The sequence below is a fragment of the Bacillus sp. TE8-1 genome, from assembly GCF_008368855.1.
In the GTDB taxonomy this organism is placed as follows: domain Bacteria; phylum Bacillota; class Bacilli; order Bacillales; family Bacillaceae_G; genus Bacillus_A; species Bacillus_A cereus.
This window is the reverse complement of record NZ_QPET01000014.1, coordinates 159,852-176,193: the sequence shown is the minus strand read 5'-3', so window position 1 is coordinate 176,193 and position 16,342 is coordinate 159,852. Positions and strand designations below refer to the sequence as shown.

Sequence of the window (16,342 nt, the reverse complement as noted above, 5' to 3'; positions counted from 1 at the left end):
TGTGAAAAATATCGATTCGACATAATCAGAAAAAATTTCCCAAGAAATTTTCAATCCATAGAGGATTGGTATGAATTATGTCGAAAGTATAGTTTAGCCAACATTTATATGTATAATTTCTAACTAAAATGCAAGATTTTATTTCTGAATATTGGCACTTTTATTAGGGGGAGTATCAATGAAAAAAACTACATCTACACTATTAAGCATGGCGCTTGTCTTTTCTAGTTTTGGAGCTTTAAGTGCTCATGCTGAATCACTACAAAAGGAGAAGCAATTTAGTCCACAATTAAAAACAACGATTGAACAGTGGGGAGAACATAAAATCGCTCAAAATGTTGAAACGAAAACAACAAAAGAAATATCAGTAATTGTAGAATTACAACATGCACCTCTCGCTGCTCAAAGTAATATTCAGCATGCTCCAGATTTACAAAATAGTAATGCACAGTCTTATCATGCTGAGCTCAAAAAAGCACAAGAAGATACGACTAAGAAAATAAAAGAAAAAGCACCTGGTGCAAAAATTAAAGAAGTGTATAATACGTTATTTTCCGGATTCTCTATTTCAATTCCTGGAGATCAAATTACCTCTCTTGCCTCTTTACCTGAAGTAAAAGCAGTCTATCCGAACTTAACATATAAATTACATGAAACATCAAAAAGTGCTATTAACGAAGAAGCACCAAATATCGGTGGACCGACAATTGGTGCACCTGAAGCGTGGAATTTAAAAGATCCATTTGGCAAACCGCTTGATGGAAAAGGCATGAAAATAGCCATTATCGACTCTGGCGTAGACTATACACACCCTGACCTAAAGGCAAATTATATCGGTGGATATGACACGGTTGATGAAGATAACGATCCAATGGATGGTAACGTACATGGTACTCATGTAGCTGGAATTATTGCGGGTAACGGAAAAATTAAAGGCGTTGCTCCAAACGCTTCTATTCTAGCCTATCGTGTAATGAATGACGGTGGAACTGGTACAACAGATGATATTATCCAAGGAATTGAGCGAGCAATTCAAGATGGTGCGGATGTGTTAAACCTCTCCCTTGGGCAGGATTTAAATGTACCTGATCAGCCTGTAACATTAACGTTAGAACGAGCAGCGAAACTTGGTGTTACTGCTGTCGTTTCAAATGGAAATGACGGACCAAAACCTTGGTCTGTTGATGCTCCCGGTAACGCAAGTAGTGTCATTTCTGTTGGAGCATCTACGGTTTCTATCCCGTTTCCAACATTCCAAGTAACTGGTTCCAGCAAAACATATCAAGGGTTACCATTATCAAAATCCGATTTTCCAATAGAAAATGATTCTCCTCTTGTATATGTTGGTTATGGCAATCCAAGTGATTATGCAAAACAAGATGTGAAAGGGAAATTCGCACTTATTTTACAAGGTACTTCTAGTACATTAGTAAAAGCAGAACAAGCGAAGCAAGCTGGTGCACTTGGTGTGTTATTAATCTCTAGCGAAAAAGAAATTAATATGATGCCGGAATATTTTTCACGTGAACATCTAGCTGTCCCAGTAATGCAATTATCAAATACAAATGGGGAAGAATTAAAAACTTTAATTACAAAACGAAAGAAAAATATAAAAATTGGACAACCAAAGCAAACAGAACTTATCGGTAACTTTAGTTCAAGAGGACCATCACAAGGAAGTTGGCTAATAAAGCCTGATGTTGTTGCACCTGGAGTACAAATTACTAGTACAGTACCGCGAGGCGGCTATGAATCGCATAACGGAACAAGTATGGCTGCTCCGCAAGTAGCTGGAGCGGTTGCCCTCTTGCGTCAAATGCATCCTGATTGGACGACAGAACAATTGAAAGCGGCTCTTGCCAACAATGCCAAAACATTACATGATGTCAATGAAAATACATACCCTGTTATGGCACAAGGATCTGGTTTAATTAACATTCCGAAAGCAGCTCAAACAAATGTATTAGTAAAACCTAACAATGTCAGCTTCGGTCTTATTAAGCCCAATAGCGGAAAAGTAAAACTGACGCAAAATGTTACATTACAAAACCTTTCTAGTAAAAAGAAAAGTTTTTCAACTCGTGTGGAATTACTAGATGCAAACACAAAAACAAAAGTAAAAGCTTCTGTCCCTTCATCGATTAGCATTCAACCGAATAGTAGTACCGAAAAACCATTTACTATCACTGTAGATAGCTCACTACAACAAGGTGTGTATACTGGAAATGTATATGTAAAAGAACAAGGGGCAAAAGAAGAAATTCGAATTCCATTCACATTTAGTATCGATCCTAAAGATTATAAACGTATCGATGGACTTGAAATTATTAATTCTACTTTTAGCCCAAATGGCGACCACGTACTAGATGATAATCTCATCAACTACTATTTAGTTGCGCCTGTGGATGATATCACATTGCATGCAAATTTAGTTACGAAAGAACGTGTAACGTATCAAGGGATTATCCATCAAGCTAAAAATGCAACTCCTGGGTATAAACCTTTCAAATGGAATGGTACAAAAGCAGATGGCACTCCTTTAACTGATGGGCTATATCAAATTGAAGCAGTTGCTTCTAATTCTGGCGGGGAAACAAAGCAAACAGCTGCTGTATTTCTTGATCGAACTGCACCTAAGTTAACACACGAGGTTGACCAAGAAAATCTCGTAATTAGAGGAAAAGTTGATGATATTCTACTAGATTGGATGTCAGAATCTGGTTGGATAGCACCTGGTATTCCAGTGAGAATGCAATATGAAATTAACGGAAATGGTGTATGGGAACAGGCATTCCTGAACCCTTGGGAGAAAAGCTATGACATTTATTTCGATCGCACTCAATTACAAGAAGGAAAAAATACTATTCACATTGTAGCAACTGATGCAGCTGGCAATACCTCTAATTTAACTGTTAATTTAGAAGTGAAATAAAGTAAAATTTTAATCAGTGGAGATTTCGTTCATCCCCACTGATTATTAGCCTTCACCAATCGGGAGTTACGGGCAGTTAATCTCCCATCTCACTTCTTTGCTCCAACCGAATTTTGAGGTAGGAATTTTACTGCTCATTAACACGGGATAAAAAATTTTTGTTGACAATTTTTTTAATATAGTTTTATAATACAAAACATAGTTTAGTTGAACGAATTATATATCGGCTTTGAAGGAATACTAGTAGCGACTTATATCACTGTCTCAGAGAACTGATGGTTGGTGCGAATCAGTACATATACAAGCGTGAATTACAATTCTGGAGCTTCTTTCCCGTAATGCTTTTTATGCATGAAGAGAAAGACGGATCTTTCCGTTATCGTAAAGTGAGTGGTAAACAATTAGTTGTTTACAAATAGGGTGGTACCGCGATTTTTATCGTCCCTATCGGATTTTCCGATAGGGACTTTTTTGCGTCCATCCTCTTACACAATTTCATATATACGCGTTGAAAGAATCGCAGTAGTATCTTATATCCCTGTTACAGAGAGCTAATGGTCGGTGGAAATTAGCACATATATAAGTATGAATTACAATTCTGGAGCTTCTTTTTCGTAGTGCTTTTATGCATGAAGGAAAAGACGGAATTTTTCCGTTATCATTAATTGAGATGTAAGTATATTTTCACTTACAAATAGGGTGGTACCGCGATTCTTTCGCCCCTATCGGATTTTCCGATAGGGGCTTTTTCTATTTCTCACAGAAACAGATGTTAAATAATTCCGAATCTTATGATAAAATTTTATAAGCGCTTACAAATAATGAAGGGAGGTGATACAAGCTATACGAAATCGATATTCAATTTTATAGAAAAAAAGGAGGATGTCTAAATGACAAAGAAAACAGAAATTCCATCGCATTTAAAACCATTCGTATCCACACAACATTATGATCAATACACACCGGTGAATCACGCTGTGTGGCGTTACATTATGAGACAAAATCATAGCTTCTTAAAAGACGTTGCTCATCCAGCCTATGTGAACGGACTACAATCATCTGGTATTAATATAGATGCAATTCCAAAAGTAGAAGAAATGAATGAGTGTTTGGCACCAAGTGGCTGGGGCGCTGTAACGATTGACGGACTTATTCCCGGCGTAGCATTCTTCGATTTTCAAGGACACGGATTACTACCGATCGCAACAGATATTCGGAAAGTAGAAAATATCGAGTACACACCAGCTCCAGATATCGTACACGAAGCCGCAGGACACGCACCGATTTTACTTGATCCTACATATGCAAAATATGTGAAACGTTTTGGGCAAATTGGTGCAAAAGCTTTCTCTACAAAAGAAGAACATGATGCATTTGAAGCTGTTCGTACATTAACGATAGTGAAAGAAAGCCCTACTTCTACTCCTGATGAAGTTAAGGCTGCTGAAAATGCTGTAATTGAAAAACAAAACTTAGTTTCTGGTTTATCAGAAGCTGAACAAATTTCACGTCTTTTCTGGTGGACAGTAGAATATGGATTGATCGGAAATATAGATGATCCAAAGATATATGGTGCTGGTCTCCTTTCTTCTGTTGGCGAAAGCAAACATTGCTTAACAGACGCTGTAGAAAAGGTTCCATTTTCTATCGAAGCATGTATAGGGACAACTTATGACGTAACAAAAATGCAACCACAACTATTTGTTTGTGAATCCTTTGAAGAATTAACAGATGCGCTTGAAACATTTTCTAAAACAATGGCCTTTAAAACAGGTGGAAAAGAAGGTTTAGAAAAAGCAATTCGCTCTGAGAACTATGCAACAGCTGAGCTAAATAGCGGATTACAAATTACAGGTACATTTAGCGAGACAATTGAAAACGATGCAGGTGAATTAATTTACATGCGAACAAATTCGCCAACGGCATTAGCACTTCATAATAAACAGTTAGCGAATCATTCTACTTCTGTACACAGTGACGGATTTGGAACACCGATTGGATTACTCACTGAAAATATTGCATTAGAAAATTGTACAGACGAACAACTACAATCATTAGGAATTACAATTGGAACTATCGCTGAGTTTACTTTTGCAAGTGGTATTCATGTAAAAGGAACAGTAACAGATATTGTAAAAAACGATAAGAAAATTGCTCTTATTTCCTTTATCGATTGCACAGTTACTTATAACGCCCGCGTTTTATTTGATGCTTCATGGGGCGCATTTGATATGGCTGTTGGCTCACAAATCACTTCAGTATTCCCAGGTGCCGCAGATGCAGCAGCATTTTTCCCAATGGATGAAGAAGTTCAAGAAATTCCTGCTCCACTTGTACTGAATGAACTTGAACGTATGTATCAAACAGTTCGAGATATTCGAAGTGAGGGGATTTTACACGAAGCGCATATCGATCAATTAGTAGCAATTCAAGAAGTATTAAATAAATTTTATGCGAAAGAATGGTTGCTGCGCCTTGAAGTATTAGAGTTACTTTTAGAGCATAACAAAGGGCATGAAACATCTGCAGCATTACTACATCAACTTTCTACTTTCACAACTGACGAAGCTGTAACACGCCTTATTAACAATGGTCTTGCGTTACTTCCAGTAAAGGATGTGAAAAATGATGCTAAGATTAACTGAAGAAGAAGTTCACGAGGAATTATTGAAGGTAGATAAATGGATGGTAAAAGATGAGAAATGGATTGAACGAAAATATATGTTTTCCGACTACTTAAAAGGAGTCGAATTTGTCTCTGAAGCCGCCAAACTATCAGAAGAACATAATCACCATCCATTTATCCTTATCCAGTATAAAGCAGTTATTATTACTTTGTCATCTTGGAATGCAAAAGGTTTAACGAAACTAGATTTTGAGCTTGCAAAACAATTTGACGAACTATTTTTACAAAACGAAAATGCAATTATAAGAAAATAAAAAAGAGAAGCCTTTTTAGGCTTCTCCTTTTATTTTGAAATGGATACAATGTCCAAATGGATCCTCGACTTGTAATATTCCATCTTTGTACGTAGCAATCTTGCCAATATTTTTTAAGCTTTCACATACTTGCTCTTTTTGTTTTTCATCCGCTAGTACAATTGTGAAATATTTTAAACCAACAGAACCTGGCATTTGCGGTGGTACCCCTTCACCTTGCCACGTATTTAAACCGATATGATGATGATAACCACCTGCTGATACGAACAACGCTCCATTACGAGCTGGGATCGTTACCTCAAAACCAAGACCATCAACATAGAAACGTTTCGCTTCCTCTAAATCAGCTACATGGAAATGAATATGCCCCATCACAGTACCAGCTGGAAATCCATTCCATGTACTTCCTTGCTGTAATAATTCTTCACCAGCTAACGGGTTACTAACAAATGGGAGTTCTCCATTCTCATCACGCCAAACTTCTTTTTGTCGATCATGATAAATTTCAATCCCGTTTCCATCTGGATCAGCTAAATAAAGAGCTTCACTAAAGTAATGATCGGCTCCGCCATGTAGTGGATATACCATCTCTACAAGATGACGAAGAACATTCGCTAAATCCTGCCTACTTGGTAATAAAATTGCGTAATGATATAACCCTGTTCTTGCTCTTTGTTTCGGAAAAGCTTCTTTCTTTTCTTCAATGATAAGAAGTGGTTCATCATTTTCATTCCCAAATGTAACGACTGCTTCTTCTTCTTTTAGCACCTTCATACTTAGTACTTCCGTATAAAACTCTAGTGATTTCTTTACATTAGATACGTATAAATGAACAACATCAAGTGTTGTATCGGGATGAAGTTGAAAACTCATCTTGTTAGCCCCCCCATTTAAATTAGTTCTTCTTTGACATTTTTTCTTTTAAGAAATTATCTACAAAACCATCAGCTTTTGCAACAAATAAATATGCACCCATTGCTAATAATGCAAGTTCTAATTCGAAACCAGGATTTTTTCCATCTCCCAATAAACCAGCTGACCATTTCACTTTTACGATTGCTCCAACCATAACAAGCGCAAATAATAATCCAATATATCTTACACCTAAACCTAGAATTAATAATAGGCCTCCAACTAATTCAAATGTTGCTACACCGTATGCAAGTCCTCCTGGTAAACCAATGCTTGTAAACCACCCTGCAATATTGTCAATTCCTGATTGGAATTTTGTTAAACCGTGCATGAAGAATGTTACCCCTAACACGATACGAATAATTAAGTTACCAATATGTTGATTCATTTCTTTCTCTCCTTTATAGTTTTCTTATACAAAACTTTTATTTACATTACAAAACATACACTATTTTTTTTTATTCGTCAATTCATTTTCACTGGGAAAAAATATATTTTTTTTGCTATGATACAAATAGTTGTTTACAAAAAGGAGCTTGATTTTATGAATATTGGTTCTGCAATACGTGAAATTCGTCAACGTAGAGGCATAACAATCGCACAAATTTGTGAGGGAACAGGTCTTTCTAAAGGATTTATGAGTCAGGTTGAAAATAATAAAACATCACCATCTATCTCAACTTTAGAAACGATCTCCAATTTTTTAAACGTTCCCCTTCCCTATTTATTGTTAGAGCAAAAAGATCGATTAAAAATTGTCAAAAAAGAAGAACGGAAATACAGTGTATACGGCAAAGATGAGCAAAGAATTGAACATGTTGCGGAGCAAGGGGGCCTTCGCCTATCTTTAGTAGAAATCCCTACTGGATTCCCGAAAGAAAATTCACCAAATGCCCATGAAGGGGAAGAATGTCACCTTGTATTACGCGGAAAATTAGAAGTTCAGCACGGTGAAGATATTGCAATTGTAGAAGAAGGTGATTCTTTCTCATGGAATGCATGCGTTCCTCATATTGTTCGTAATATAGGAGAAGAAACTGCATTATTACTCATCTCTAGTTATGCAGAAAATCGAAAACGTGTTTACTAAATAATAAAAAAGAAGCCTGTTAAACAGGCTTCTTTTTATCCCCTTATAATTCCATAACTTGTCCCAACTAGTACAGTCTTTTCATGCTGATTGCGATAAACTGACTCGATTGAAACTTTTTTATAGCCTTCCATTTGCTCAACATTTGTTAAAGTTAGTTCACAAGTGATCGTATCTCCTGTGAAAACTGGTCTAATAAACTCACTTACTAATTCTCTTGCTATGTAATGTAACTCTTCTCCCACTTTCGTCCCAATGCTAGCAGTCAATAAACCATGAACCATTAATCTTCCATTTTCATCGTATTCCACATGGTGTCTACCTTTATCACCGGTAATATTTGCAAATTCAAAAACTTCTTCCTCAGTAAATCTTCTTTCATATTTAAATACATCCCCAGCTTTTACACTCATTTTTATCCCCCTAATAATAAACAGAATTTTCTTTTATTTTATCATAAAACGAGCCTCAATCCATTCTCTATTATCAAAAGTCTCAAAATTACCTCGCTATACTTTTTTACTTTCCATTCATTTATCGGTGACCATCTCTTTTTGCGACTTGATATCCATAATACGCACATGTTCCATTTCTCGATAGCTCTCTAACTTCAAATCCACAGCTTCTATAAAAATCAAAATTGTTCGCTGATGTATGCGCAAACCAATCACCGTGGGGAAGTTTTTGCAGGCAAAGAGCTACAAGCTTCTTACCTAATCCCTTCCCTCTATATTCACACTTCACAACTAAATTTACTATGTTCGCAATCATAATTCCATCAGAAATGACTCTAACCATCGCAATCATCTCTTCCTCATCCCAAATTGTGAAAGCCCATGTTGAATTTTCGAATGCTATCGTAAATTTTTCAATTTGCCAAGAAGGGATATTATCATTACTCCAACCGGCATCTTCAAATAAAGCTTTAATTGCATATGCTGGTACACTACTCGTTCCCTCACGAATAATAAGTCCATTATGATAAATGTACATGTAACCCCTCCCTTTATTTTCATATACCATTCTTCAAAAAATGCAATTTACCTTTAAAAAAGTAATTTTTTCATCCAACACGCTTAATAGAATAAACTAGAGCATCGATTCCATGAAATGACGTTGTTTTCTCGTAGCTGAGCCCAGTTTTTCTAGCAACAAATATTGAGGCGGGATGATTCGGATTAATAAGAGAAATTAATTTATTCATTCGTAATGCTTGGAAACCATAGTCACGAAATGCTGCCGCCGCTTCTTTTGCATACCCTTTTCCCCAATACTGAGGAAGTAACCAATAACCAATTTCAATTTCCTCTTTTCCATCTATTTTCTGCTTTACCAGCCCTGCATGACCAATTCTTGTTCCCGTTTCCTTTTCAATCAATACAAATAAACCGAGACCGTTTTTATAGCTAGGAATCACCCATTCCTCCAGACTTTTTTTACACTGCATATATGTTTTTAATGTCCCATTTCCAATATAACGCATTACCTTCTCGTTCCCCCATAGTGAAGCGTAGAACTGTAAATCATCCATTGTATATTTGCGAATTTGTAAACGTTCTGTATGAAACATGCTGGCACTCCTTTCCACTAATTTATTCTTCATTTCACGATCATGTTTTGTATGTATACGGTATGTTACTATTTATTATAAAGTGAAACTTTAATCAGTGGGGAATTTTGTTCACCCCACTGATTATTAGCCTTTACCAATCCGACGTTTACGGGCAGTGGATCTCCCGTCTAACTTCTTTTCTTTAACTGAATTTTTAGGCGAGAGTCTTACTGCCTGGAAAATAGCGGGATAAATGAACCAACGATAAAATACAGAATATTCATTCTAAATAACTAAAAAAAGCAGTAGACAAATATTGTCCACTGCATCCATATCATAACTAACATAAAGAAAACTACAATTGAGGGGGGTGTAGGATTTTCAAATATACTAGATACTTATCCCGTTCTAACGGGCGGTAAACTTTCCAATTGTTTCAAGTGAAAAGTTTACCGCACATAAGAACTTCCTTCGTTCATTAAGATAGTATTGCTAAATAATCATATACACGCTTAGATTTCTCTCCACCCATTCGTGCATGTTGAAGAAGAGAAATACCATGAGGGCCAGATGCACGCAATGCTTCTGGTTGAGCTACTAAAATAGCTTGTACAACTTCTAATTCACCAAGCATAGCTGCTGCAAAAATATCCATCCGAGCACCCTTTTCTAGTAAATAAAGAGCAATATCTTTACGACCTACATGTGCCGATGCGCCTAACGCACTTTCCCAATCTGATCCACCCCAATTATAAGAGGCGTGAAGTAAGCTTGGTGATTCAACCAATAGCTCTTGTACTTTCTCTAAATCCCCGTGAGCTGCCATAACAAATTCTCTTACTAATTCCGTGGTAATACGCTCTTCTGTTTGCATCGCTCTTCTCCCCTTTTAGAAATTCGTTTCGGTGTAAAAAAAGGCTTGTCACTTCCTTGAAAAATATCTACATCTATGCCAAATACATGTTGAAACATTTCATGGCATAGTACTTCTTCTGGTATACCATCATACTGAATCTTTCCTCGCTTTAATACAAGTAAACGATCGCTATATTGAGCAGCTTGGTTAATGTCATGTAAAACCATTATAATTGTCATTCCAAACTCCTCATTTAATCGTTTCACAAGTTCCATTACTTCCAACTGGTGAACGATATCTAAAAAGGTTGTTGGTTCATCCAATAATAAGACATTTGTACGTTGCGCTAACGTCATCGCAATCCAAGCACGTTGCCGTTCCCCTCCTGATAAAGAATGTAAAAGACGATATTCATACCCTTCAAGATTTGTAACAGACAATGCCCAATCAACAATTTCTTCATCTTCTTTATTTAAGCGGCTACTCCATGATTTATGTGGACCTCTTCCGAACTCAATTAGTTCTTTCACTGTTAAATCTAATTGATGATCATGCATTTGTGGTAACATTGCTAATTGCTTCGCTACATCAGCACTCTTCATCATATGAATATTTTCCCCATCTAAAATGATGTCCCCTTCGCTTTGTTTCAGTAGCCTTGCTATTAAACGAAGCAAAGTAGATTTTCCCGATCCATTCGGACCAATTAAACTAACGATTTCTCCAGCCTTAATATGTACATTCATATTTTGCATTTGAAATCTTTCAGAGTGTGCGTAAAACACTTTGTTAACGGAAATCACTTTGTTTTCCTCCTCTATGAATTAAATATAAGAAGAACGGACCACCTAAGAAGGACAGTAAAATACCAACAGGCAATTCGATTGGGTCAAACCAACTTCGAGCTATTGCATCCGCAAAAACAAGTAATATCCCGCCGCCAAGGCATGATAAAGGTAGCAAATATCTATAATCATTTCCAACTAATAAACGTAGCATATGTGGTACGACAAGACCGACAAATCCAATAAGACCAGACACACTTACTGCAATTCCAGCTAATAATGTACTTACTACGATTAAATAAAACCGACTTTTTTCCACATTATGTCCTAATAACTTTGCCATTTCATCTCCAAGCATTAACACTCGAATATGCTTAATACCAAAGAAAGCTAATATAATGGCGAATATTGCATAATAAATAATCATGTTTAAATGTGCCCAACTTACACCACCAATACCGCCCGCTAACCACGGTAACACCGATTGTACTTTGTCACTATGTAATAACATTAATGCTGACGTTGCTGCACCAATTAATGCATTGATCGACACCCCTACTAAGACGATTCTTGAAGGTGGTGCCCCTTTTTGCCATGATAAAGCATAAATAACCATCGCTGTTATGAAAGCTCCTAAAAACGCCCCTAGTGGTAAAAAAGCTAGATGCTGTGGGAATAAAATCATGATGACAATTGCTACAAGGCCTGCTCCAGATGAAACTCCGATAATACCAGGATCTGCAAGAGGGTTTCTCATAACCCCTTGTAGCAGTGTACCAGATGCAGCTAAACATGTTCCTACTATAAACCCAATAAGCACTCTCGGTATGCGAAGATCCCATACAATTCGATGAACTGTCGAACCTTCCTCTTGTATACCTGTTAAAATATCTCGTATAGAAAAGGATAAACTTCCTGCGAAAAGACCGTACAAGAGACCTAGGATTGTTAATACAACTAAAGTAACTGCTATTATCCATCTTTTTTTCGCAAAAGGATGTTCCTTTTCTCTTACTACTTCACTACTTTCCATACGTATCATTTCCTTACATCTTGTATACTTTTATACATAAAATCCATTGCTTCTGTAACTTTTGTACCAGGATTAGATCCAAATAAATCAGGTGGCAAAATAACTACGCGGTTTTGTTTTACTGCCTCTAAATTTTTCCACGCTTCATTTTTCATCATTTCGCCTTCGAATGCTTTTTTCACACTTTTTGGATCTCCGTGTGTAATTAAATAAATCACATCTGGATTCGCCTCAATAATACGTTCTACACTTAGCTGTGCATATTGCGGATATTCTTTCGTTTCTGGAAAATCAGAAGCAATATTTTTTCCGCCTGTTTTTTCTAAAATATCACCTGATAAAGATGTTGGTAATGCCGCTAAATAAGTACCTGGTGCGCCATACACTAGCAATGCTTTCACATCGCTCTTTTTCTCATATTTCTTCATTTGATCATTCATTTTTTGATTAATTTCTTTTGCTTTATCTTCTTTCTTCATTACCGTTCCATATAATTCAATATTCTTTTGAATATCTTGTACAGAATTCGCAGAAGAAATGATAACTTGCGTTCCTTGTCCTTCAACCGTTGGCACATTCTTTTGGAATCCATTGTTAGCAACAAGTACATCGGGCTTTAAACTAGCAATTTGCTCAAAATTCGGTTGATGTGCATTCCCAATTACTTGTGCTTTCTTTAACTCCTCTGGAAGAGTTAATTTCGTATCCGGGCGACCTACTATTTTTCCACCTAAAGCATGAATAATATCCATGTCCCCCATACTTAATGTTGCAAAATTTTCTGGCACTTTATCGAATGTTACCTTTCTTCCTGATAGGTCAGTAATTTCGATTTTCTCTTTTCCTTTTTCTGTTTTGGTTGCAGACGCTTTTTCGTCCCCTTTGACACTGCAACCTATTAACAAGAAAAAAATAGATAAAATCGCTGTAAATAGCGTAATAGATTTTTTCATTCCTTCACCTCTAATTGATAATGATAATCATTAACTACTATTCTACTTTAATTGATAAGGATTATCATTGTCAACACGAAACGCATACATTTTTCTACAAAAAACAAAAAGCGTGACAAAAAGATTTTTTCTTTTCGCCGCGCTCTACTTAACAATATTATTCACATTCATTTTCCTCTAGCTGGTCACGCATCACTTTCACACGCTGAAAGAAAAAGAACGATAAACTTAAAAATATAACGATGCTCCCCATCATAACAAAAAATTGGATTGTCTCTTTTGCTCCATTCGGAATCAACAAGCCAACCATTAACAATGTACTTACAGCGAGAAGAATTTGTCCGAACCGAGTATAGTCTTCTATTTTTCCTTTTAATTCTTTCATTATATTCTCACTCCTCCATTTCACTGTATCATATTCTATGAAACTGAAAGACCAGTAAATACAGCCATTCTGGGAGATGTTTTCCAATAAAAAAAGAGCCGCTTTACTGCGGCTCTTTTGTAATCATTATTCACCTTTATATGCTTCCATATAAATTTCTTTCAGTTCTGAAATAAGCGGCAACTTTGGATTAGCAGTTGTACATTGATCTTCAAAAGCTCTTTCTGCTAATACTCCAACAACCTCTTCAAATTGCTCTTTATCTACTCCTTGTCCTGCAATACTCATATTAATATTTAAGCTTTTTCCAAGCTCAATAATTGCTTTGACGAGTGATTCCACCCCTTCTGCTGCCGAGCTTGCTGGAAGCCCGAGCATTCTCGCTATATGTGCATATCTTTCATCTGCCACAAAGTGCTCATATTTTGGGAACAATGCGTGTTTTCTTGGCTTAATAGCATTATAGCGGACTACATGCGGCATTAGAATGGCATTTGCGCGTCCGTGCGGAATATGGAATTCTGGTCCAATTTTATGTGCTAAGCTGTGATTAATACCGAGGAAAGCATTTGCAAATGCCATACCTGCAATTGCAGAAGCGTTATGCATTTTTTCTCTTGCTTCTTCATCATTTCCATCTTTATATGCTCTCGGTAAATATTTGAATACGAGATCAATAGCTTTTAATGCTAATCCATCTGTATAGTCATTTGCCATAACAGACACATACGCCTCAATTGCATGTGTTAAAACATCCATACCAGTATCTGCTGTTACATGTGGTGGTACTGTCATTACAAATTGCGGATCAACAATTGCTACATCTGGTGTTAATTCATAATCTGCAAGCGGATACTTTATATTATTTTTCTTATCGGTAATAACCGCAAATGGTGTCACTTCTGATCCCGTTCCTGATGTCGTTGGAATCGCAACAAACTGCGCCTTATTTCCTAATTCCGGATATTTACATGTACGTTTTCTTATATCTAAAAACTTCTGTTTAATGCCATAGAATGTCGTTTCTGGATGCTCATAGAATAACCACATTCCTTTTGCTGCATCCATAGCTGAACCACCACCAAGTGCGATAATTACATCTGGCTTAAAGCTTCTCATCATTTCCGCACCTTTAAAAACAGTTTCATCTGATGGATCTGGTTCGACCTCAAAGAAAACTTCAACTTTCACATCATTTGCATGCTTGTTTAAATAGTGCGCGACTGTATCGACATAGCCATGTTCAACCATTCCAGGGTCCGTTACAATAAATGCACGTGAAATGTTAGGCATATTTGCTAAATAAGCTGTAGCATGTTTTTCAAAATAAATTTTTGGTGGCAATTTGAACCACTGCATATTCTTTTTTCTATTTGCCAGCCTTTTTATATTTAATAAATGAGTGGCTGTTACATTTTGGGAAACTGAATTCTTTCCGTATGAACCACAACCAAGTGTAAGTGATGGAATAAATCCATTATATATATCCCCTATTCCACCTTGTGATGAAGGTGCATTTACAATGAGACGGCAAGCTTTCATACGTAATCCAAATTGCTTTTGCACATCTTTATTTGTAGAATGGATAACTGCTGAATGTCCTAAACCACCGAGGTTCAACATTTCTTCGCAATATGTAAATCCTTCTTCTAATGAATTCGCCTTCACACAAGCTAATACTGGACTCAGTTTCTCACGAGATAACGGATATGCTGCTCCGATACCTTGAATTTCAGCTACAAGCATTTTTGTATGTTCAGGAACAGTAATCCCAACTAAATCGGCAATATACTGTGCTGATTTCCCTACAATATCACTATTTACTGCACATGTATTTTCATTTATAACAAGCTTTTCTAATTTTTTTCTTTCTTCTTCTGTTACAAAGTAACAATTGTTTTCAATCATTTCTGTTTTAACATCATCATAGATTTCTTTATCGACAATGATTGCTTGTTCCGATGCACAAATCATACCGTTATCAAATGTTTTCGATAAAATTAAATCATTAACAGCTCGTTTTACATGTGCTGATTTTTCTATATAACACGGTACATTACCAGGCCCAACGCCTAACGCTGGTTTTCCAGTAGAGTAAGCTGATTTCACCATACCAGCGCCTCCAGTTGCTAGAACGAGTGCTACACCATCATGGTTCATTAATTGTTTCGTCGCTTCAACAGACGGTCTTTCAATCCATTGAATACAGTGTTTTGGTGCACCAGCTTTCATCGCTGCATCATATACTGTTTTCGCCGCTGCCACAGAACATTTTTGTGCGGAAGGATGAAATGCGAAAATAATTGGATTTCTTGTTTTTATCGCAATTAACGCTTTAAACATTGTTGTCGACGTTGGATTCGTTACTGGCGTTACCCCAGCTACTACACCGACAGGTTCCGCGATTTCTATTATTTCTTCATGAGAATCTTCGTGAATAATTCCTACCGTTTTATCTTGCTTTATACTATGCCAAATATATTCAGTGGCAAAAATATTTTTAATGCATTTGTCTTCATATACACCACGGCCAGTTTCTTCAACTGCTAATTTTGCTAGCGGCATATGTTGATCAACACCTGCTAATGCCATTTCATGAACAATGTTGTCAATTTCCTCTTGTGTAAAACTTTCTAATGCTTGTAAAGCTTGTTGACCATTATTTACTAGTGTATCAATCATCTTTTTTACTTCCTGCATTTCATTTACAACTTTCTCTTTGACTACCATGTAAATTTCCTCCTATTCTACTATCACGGTCCTTATATGTCCCTATAGGTCAAAATAAGTCCCAATTAACATAAAAAAATAGAGATGCTTTCCTACATGAATTTCATTGTTTGTGAAATGTTTCACAAGTTTGTTCGTGAGTAACATTTCCTGAATTCAATATACATGAAATCA

The 16,342-nt window shown here is 36.5% G+C and carries 15 protein-coding genes and 2 other annotated features; of the genes, 4 read left to right on the top strand and 11 right to left on the bottom strand.

Translation table 11 applies throughout. The features are described 5' to 3' along the window. Window positions 1-178: 178 nt before the first annotated feature. The 3 genes from DN404_RS12640 to DN404_RS12630 all read left to right on the top strand — a co-directional run bounded on the left by DN404_RS12640 (window position 179) and on the right by DN404_RS12630 (window position 5,872). Window positions 179-2,932, top strand: coding sequence for a S8 family peptidase (locus DN404_RS12640; protein WP_000754151.1), 2,754 nt, complete (start codon window positions 179-181; stop codon window positions 2,930-2,932). A gap of 220 nt (window positions 2,933-3,152) precedes the next feature. Next, window positions 3,153-3,381, top strand: a binding site (T-box leader). 50 nt (window positions 3,382-3,431) lie between these two features. Next, window positions 3,432-3,659 (top strand) — a binding site (T-box leader). Between the two features lie 163 nt (window positions 3,660-3,822). Next, on the top strand, window positions 3,823-5,577 hold the full coding sequence (locus DN404_RS12635; RefSeq protein ID WP_149215112.1) for an aromatic amino acid hydroxylase: 1,755 nt from the start codon (window positions 3,823-3,825) through the stop codon (window positions 5,575-5,577). Continuing rightward, window positions 5,558-5,872: a 4a-hydroxytetrahydrobiopterin dehydratase gene (locus DN404_RS12630; protein ID WP_000979538.1), complete on the top strand. Its 315-nt coding sequence runs from the start codon at window positions 5,558-5,560 to the stop codon at window positions 5,870-5,872. The genes DN404_RS12635 and DN404_RS12630 overlap by 20 nt, the downstream gene beginning before the upstream one ends. Before the next feature lie 15 nt (window positions 5,873-5,887). On the opposite strand, the gene DN404_RS12625 is transcribed toward DN404_RS12630, so the two are convergent. Both DN404_RS12625 and DN404_RS12620 read right to left on the bottom strand, forming a co-directional pair. Continuing rightward, window positions 5,888-6,745 carry a VOC family protein gene (locus DN404_RS12625; protein WP_000009833.1) on the bottom strand — a complete coding sequence of 286 codons (858 nt, stop codon included), beginning with the start codon at window positions 6,743-6,745 and terminating at the stop codon, window positions 5,888-5,890. Between the two features lie 22 nt (window positions 6,746-6,767). Continuing rightward, the gene (locus DN404_RS12620) at window positions 6,768-7,172 is read right to left on the bottom strand and encodes a DoxX family protein (RefSeq protein WP_001071553.1); all 405 of its coding nucleotides are present in this window, start codon (window positions 7,170-7,172) and stop codon (window positions 6,768-6,770) included. A 156-nt stretch (window positions 7,173-7,328) separates the two neighbouring features. Between DN404_RS12620 and DN404_RS12615 the strand changes: the two genes are divergently transcribed. After that, complete coding sequence (locus DN404_RS12615) at window positions 7,329-7,874, top strand: helix-turn-helix domain-containing protein (protein ID WP_001020693.1); 546 nt, start codon at window positions 7,329-7,331, stop codon at window positions 7,872-7,874. A gap of 35 nt (window positions 7,875-7,909) precedes the next feature. Here the strand turns inward: DN404_RS12615 and DN404_RS12610 are convergent, their stop codons facing one another. The 9 genes from DN404_RS12610 to adhE all read right to left on the bottom strand — a co-directional run bounded on the left by DN404_RS12610 (window position 7,910) and on the right by adhE (window position 16,168). Further along, a complete protein-coding gene (locus tag DN404_RS12610) occupies window positions 7,910-8,287 on the bottom strand; it encodes a hotdog family protein (protein WP_000111564.1) in 378 nt (125 codons plus the stop codon). Window positions 8,288-8,408: 121 nt separating this feature from the next. After that, complete coding sequence (locus DN404_RS12605; RefSeq protein ID WP_000276126.1) at window positions 8,409-8,867, bottom strand: GNAT family N-acetyltransferase; 459 nt, start codon at window positions 8,865-8,867, stop codon at window positions 8,409-8,411. Window positions 8,868-8,937: 70 nt separating this feature from the next. Further along, window positions 8,938-9,477, bottom strand: a complete 540-nt coding sequence (locus DN404_RS12600) for a GNAT family N-acetyltransferase (protein WP_004408018.1) — start codon at window positions 9,475-9,477, stop codon at window positions 8,938-8,940. Window positions 9,478-9,904: 427 nt separating this feature from the next. Next, window positions 9,905-10,300, bottom strand: a complete 396-nt coding sequence (locus tag DN404_RS12595; protein ID WP_001192766.1) for an ankyrin repeat domain-containing protein — start codon at window positions 10,298-10,300, stop codon at window positions 9,905-9,907. Next, window positions 10,267-11,085, bottom strand: a complete 819-nt coding sequence (locus DN404_RS12590; RefSeq protein WP_016123390.1) for an ABC transporter ATP-binding protein — start codon at window positions 11,083-11,085, stop codon at window positions 10,267-10,269. The genes DN404_RS12595 and DN404_RS12590 overlap by 34 nt, the downstream gene beginning before the upstream one ends. After that, window positions 11,072-12,100 (bottom strand): FecCD family ABC transporter permease, encoded by a 1,029-nt coding sequence (locus tag DN404_RS12585; RefSeq protein ID WP_149215111.1) that lies wholly within the window; start codon window positions 12,098-12,100, stop codon window positions 11,072-11,074. The genes DN404_RS12590 and DN404_RS12585 overlap by 14 nt, the downstream gene beginning before the upstream one ends. Window positions 12,101-12,105: 5 nt before the next feature. Next, window positions 12,106-13,053, bottom strand: a complete 948-nt coding sequence (locus tag DN404_RS12580; protein WP_016123391.1) for an ABC transporter substrate-binding protein — start codon at window positions 13,051-13,053, stop codon at window positions 12,106-12,108. Between the two features lie 157 nt (window positions 13,054-13,210). Then, window positions 13,211-13,438: a YrhC family protein gene (locus tag DN404_RS12570; RefSeq protein ID WP_000661263.1), complete on the bottom strand. Its 228-nt coding sequence runs from the start codon at window positions 13,436-13,438 to the stop codon at window positions 13,211-13,213. A 126-nt stretch (window positions 13,439-13,564) separates the two neighbouring features. Beyond that, window positions 13,565-16,168 (bottom strand): bifunctional acetaldehyde-CoA/alcohol dehydrogenase, encoded by a 2,604-nt coding sequence (gene adhE / locus DN404_RS12565; RefSeq protein ID WP_000260508.1) that lies wholly within the window; start codon window positions 16,166-16,168, stop codon window positions 13,565-13,567. Window positions 16,169-16,342: the final 174 nt, after the last annotated feature.